This is a genomic window from Pseudocolwellia agarivorans (genome assembly GCF_002000085.1).
GTDB lineage: Bacteria > Pseudomonadota > Gammaproteobacteria > Enterobacterales > Alteromonadaceae > Pseudocolwellia > Pseudocolwellia agarivorans.
On record NZ_MUZU01000028.1, the window covers coordinates 1 to 3,316 of the forward strand.

The following is a 3,316-nucleotide window of genomic DNA, read 5'->3' on the forward strand; positions in this document are numbered from 1 at the left end:
GTAAATTGTAATATAACAAGTCATTCAAAAGGACAAAAAACAGTTGGTTTTTGCTCCTGCGTCGCTTATTTTAACCAACTATTTTTTGCCTCTTAATGAGGCGTTAGAGTTTTGGAGTGTTCATTGACGAACAAGTATCGTTATAAATTAAATTTTGTAGATCCTGACTCCGGAATTAATAAATGCTCTACGATAATCGGTGGTATTGGAATCTTGTTAGGGCTTTGGTCGCTTGCATTTTTTGGTCATGCTGAAGTTCATGGTTTAACTTTAATTTATGTGGTTTTTCTAGTAGCTCTTAACTTTTTAAGTTATCACTTTGAATTTATCAGAAAGGTTATTGCTGTATTTTCTGGATGTATAGCAGTTTTCTTTTTAATATTTTCATTGCCTGATTTTATATCTAGCAATATGATACGCTCTAAATCTGGTTTGTATTTTGTGTTGGTAGGTTTATATTCAGCTGCCGTGTGTTTTTGTCAATACAAGACGCTATCAAAAAAACTCTAACAAGGCATTGCAAAGGACTAAAAACAGCTGGCTATAGCTCGTGCCTCGCTGATTTTAGCCATCAATTTTTAGCCTCTGAATGAGGCGTTATATGCACTCAAATAGTATTGTTGGTTTAGCTAAAAATGTTGTTATCAAACGTACTTTTGTATGAGTTGCTACGGGTTTCGCTATCGTAGTTTTTCACTAGCCACTAATAAGCTTTGCCTTGTTAAAGAGACTTTTGTGGCAAAGCTATTATTTCGTTCTGGCATTTGTGGGTAGCTCAATTTATAGTGCGGTTATGACTACCGGTTTTTACTAGTTGCTTGTGTATTTATGTTTAGGTTTATCAGGCATATAACAAGCAATTCAACGGGACTTTTACAGCTGGCTGTGCTCGTTCCTCGCAATTTTAGCCAGCAATAAAAGCCCATTAATTGGGCGTTATATACCGCAACTAATTCGATAAAAAGTTTCTCAGGTTTTGGTGTTTTAATTGAAACTAGGCAATGAATTCTTTGGGTGTATTTTAGGTTTTACTTTTGTTAGTTCTTCGGCAAATTTAAGAGTAAATTCTGTAATATTCGCATTCAGGTTTACGTTGCGGTGGGTAAAGGCTCAAAAAGTTATGTGAGTTGCTAGCTTATAAAAAGGTTGCTACCGTAATGATGTAGCTAGTATTTATATAACAAGCAATTCAATCGGACACGTAACAGTTGGCTTCGTTCACTCCGTTCACAATGTTAGCCAACGTTACTTTGCCCGTTAATATGGGCGTTAGGTAACTAAGGATAGTCATGGTGGAAACTAGAGAGCGATATAATCCTAACGAAGTACAAGAACTAGATGAAGTTATTCGAAGTTCGTACAATGACTTTGTCCGTCTAGAACGAAGAAACCTCCTTTTAACCTCGTCAGTTACAATTATCTCTGCTTTTTCTGGTCTCAATCCAAGTAAAGGATCAATATTGGGGTTTACCTTTGAAAACCTTACTTCTTCTGCTTTTTACTTAATTCTTTTGGCTTTAACTGCTTATTTTATGGCTGCGTTTTTAATCTATTCTGTACCAAATTACCGTGATGCAAAAGAAGCTCGTAAGGCTATAGTTGCTGGATCTCATACCCTCGAATATAGTAGACCTTGGTATTCGATTGTTCCTCCAAATATTGGTACGGACTCAAGGTACTATTGTTGGGTATTTATTCATTTTATTTTGCCAGTACTTGCTGGTTTAGCATCTTGCATTGTAGGGGTGTTAAACGTTACCTAACAAGGCGCTCAAGAACGGACAAAAAACAGTTGGCTTTTGTTCACTACGTTCACTATTTTAGCCAACAATTTTTTGCCGCTTAGCGTGGCGTTATATGCAATTCATGAAGTAGGGTGGTTTAGCTAAAAATGTTGTTATCAAACGTACTTTTGTAAACGTTGCTACGGGTTTCGCTATTATAGTTTTTCAATAGTCACTAATAAGCTTTGCCTTTTTAAAGAGACTTTTGTGGCAAAGCTATTATTTCGTTCTGGCATTTGTGGGTAGCTCAATTTATAGTGCGTTTATTACTACCGTCTTTTACTTTGAACTTCAGTAGTTAAGTTAAAGTTTATCAGGCATATAACAAGCAATTCAACGGGACTTTTACAGCTGGCTGTGCTCGTCCCTCGCTATTTTAGCCAGCAATAAAAGCCCATTAATTGGGCGTTAGCAGTTTCAATAATTCAGGTTAAGCAATTTAAGGAAGTTATATGTCAGGAAGTGAAATTATTGCACAAGGTGGCCAATTCTTTGTAGGAATGGGAACTTTAGCTTTATTAAATGCGGGATTAGCACAAAGTAAAAATAGGAGAGGGTTAGTATGGTTTTTGCTTTCTTTATTTTTAGGGCCTATAGCTACATTTCTTTTGGTTGTGCTAGAAAAACAACCGGAAGTTCAAAGTACAAACAGCTAACAAGGCATTGCAGCAGGACAAATAACAGTTGGTTGTTGCTCGTGCCTCGCTATTTTAACCAACAATTATTTGCCTCTGAATGAGGCGTTAGGGTTACAGGAGAGTTCGGTGCAAAAATTCGTTTGGGATACATCTGCAATAGTAAATATAAAAGAGCCCAATGAGCAAGGTTACTCTCCTGGACATAGCTTATTTAAAGATCTTGCTGATGGCTGGATTGACATTGAACACTTAAATATTTTCCCTAGTTTAGCTGTATTTGAAGTCGCAGCTACAGTATCAAAATTACACCGTAAAGGCAGTTCAATGTTAAGAGAATTCTATTTGCTCAATGAAAACTCTAAACTGTATGATGTTGATAGTAATTTAGTAGATAAAGCTCATGAATTATTTACCATTGATGGCTTTGATAAACTGTATGGTGCAGATTTAGTATTCGCTTGTATTGCCAAAGTTGAAGATGCTTACTTAGTTACAATGGACAGAAAACTAGCATTACATGCCTCAAAGCATGTAAAAGTTATAGATCTTAATGAAAGTCGTGACAGTGCAAAATATAGAGAGCTATTTGAAAAGTAACCCTAACAAGCTGTTCAAGCGGGACAAATAACAGTTGGTTTTTGCTCCTTCGTCGCTTATTTTAACCAACTATTATTTGCCTCTTAGTGAGGCGTTAGGTGTTTTCTGTATGCGGTTACTTTTAATACTATTTGCTATTTATAGCAATTGTTCATTCGCCCATAAAGATACAGGGTTAGAGCTTCAACATAACGGTTCTCTGGCCGGATTACCTAATAAGTATGAACCATCATCGTTTGATCTAGAATCATTTACCTTAGAGATCGCTGGTAAAAAATTAATAATTCCTGAGTGTGT

The 3,316-nt window shown here is 36.2% G+C and carries 5 protein-coding genes; all 5 read left to right on the plus strand.

Annotated elements, in window-relative coordinates:
* Window positions 1–123 precede the first annotated feature (123 nt).
* Complete coding sequence (locus tag B0X80_RS20095) at window positions 124–510, plus strand: hypothetical protein (RefSeq protein ID WP_077343655.1); 387 nt, start codon at window positions 124–126, stop codon at window positions 508–510.
* Window positions 511–1,289: 779 nt separating this feature from the next.
* Window positions 1,290–1,763 carry a hypothetical protein gene (locus tag B0X80_RS20100; RefSeq protein WP_077343658.1) on the plus strand — a complete coding sequence of 158 codons (474 nt, stop codon included), beginning with the start codon at window positions 1,290–1,292 and terminating at the stop codon, window positions 1,761–1,763.
* Between the two features lie 473 nt (window positions 1,764–2,236).
* Window positions 2,237–2,440, plus strand: coding sequence for an antitermination protein NusB (locus tag B0X80_RS20105; protein ID WP_077343660.1), 204 nt, complete (start codon window positions 2,237–2,239; stop codon window positions 2,438–2,440).
* Window positions 2,441–2,548: 108 nt separating this feature from the next.
* Window positions 2,549–3,019 (plus strand): PIN domain-containing protein, encoded by a 471-nt coding sequence (locus tag B0X80_RS20110; RefSeq protein WP_077343662.1) that lies wholly within the window; start codon window positions 2,549–2,551, stop codon window positions 3,017–3,019.
* Between the two features lie 109 nt (window positions 3,020–3,128).
* A partial coding sequence (locus B0X80_RS20115; RefSeq protein ID WP_139345358.1) for a hypothetical protein occupies window positions 3,129–3,316 on the plus strand: 188 nt, incomplete at its 3' end.

Bases quoted from the DNA above. Each gene is read 5' to 3' on its own strand.
- B0X80_RS20100 (WP_077343658.1), top strand. From the start codon at position 1,290: ATGGTGGAAACTAGAGAGCGATATAATCCTAACGAAGTACAAGAACTA.
- B0X80_RS20105 (WP_077343660.1), top strand. From the start codon at position 2,237: ATGTCAGGAAGTGAAATTATTGCACAAGGTGGCCAATTCTTTGTAGGA.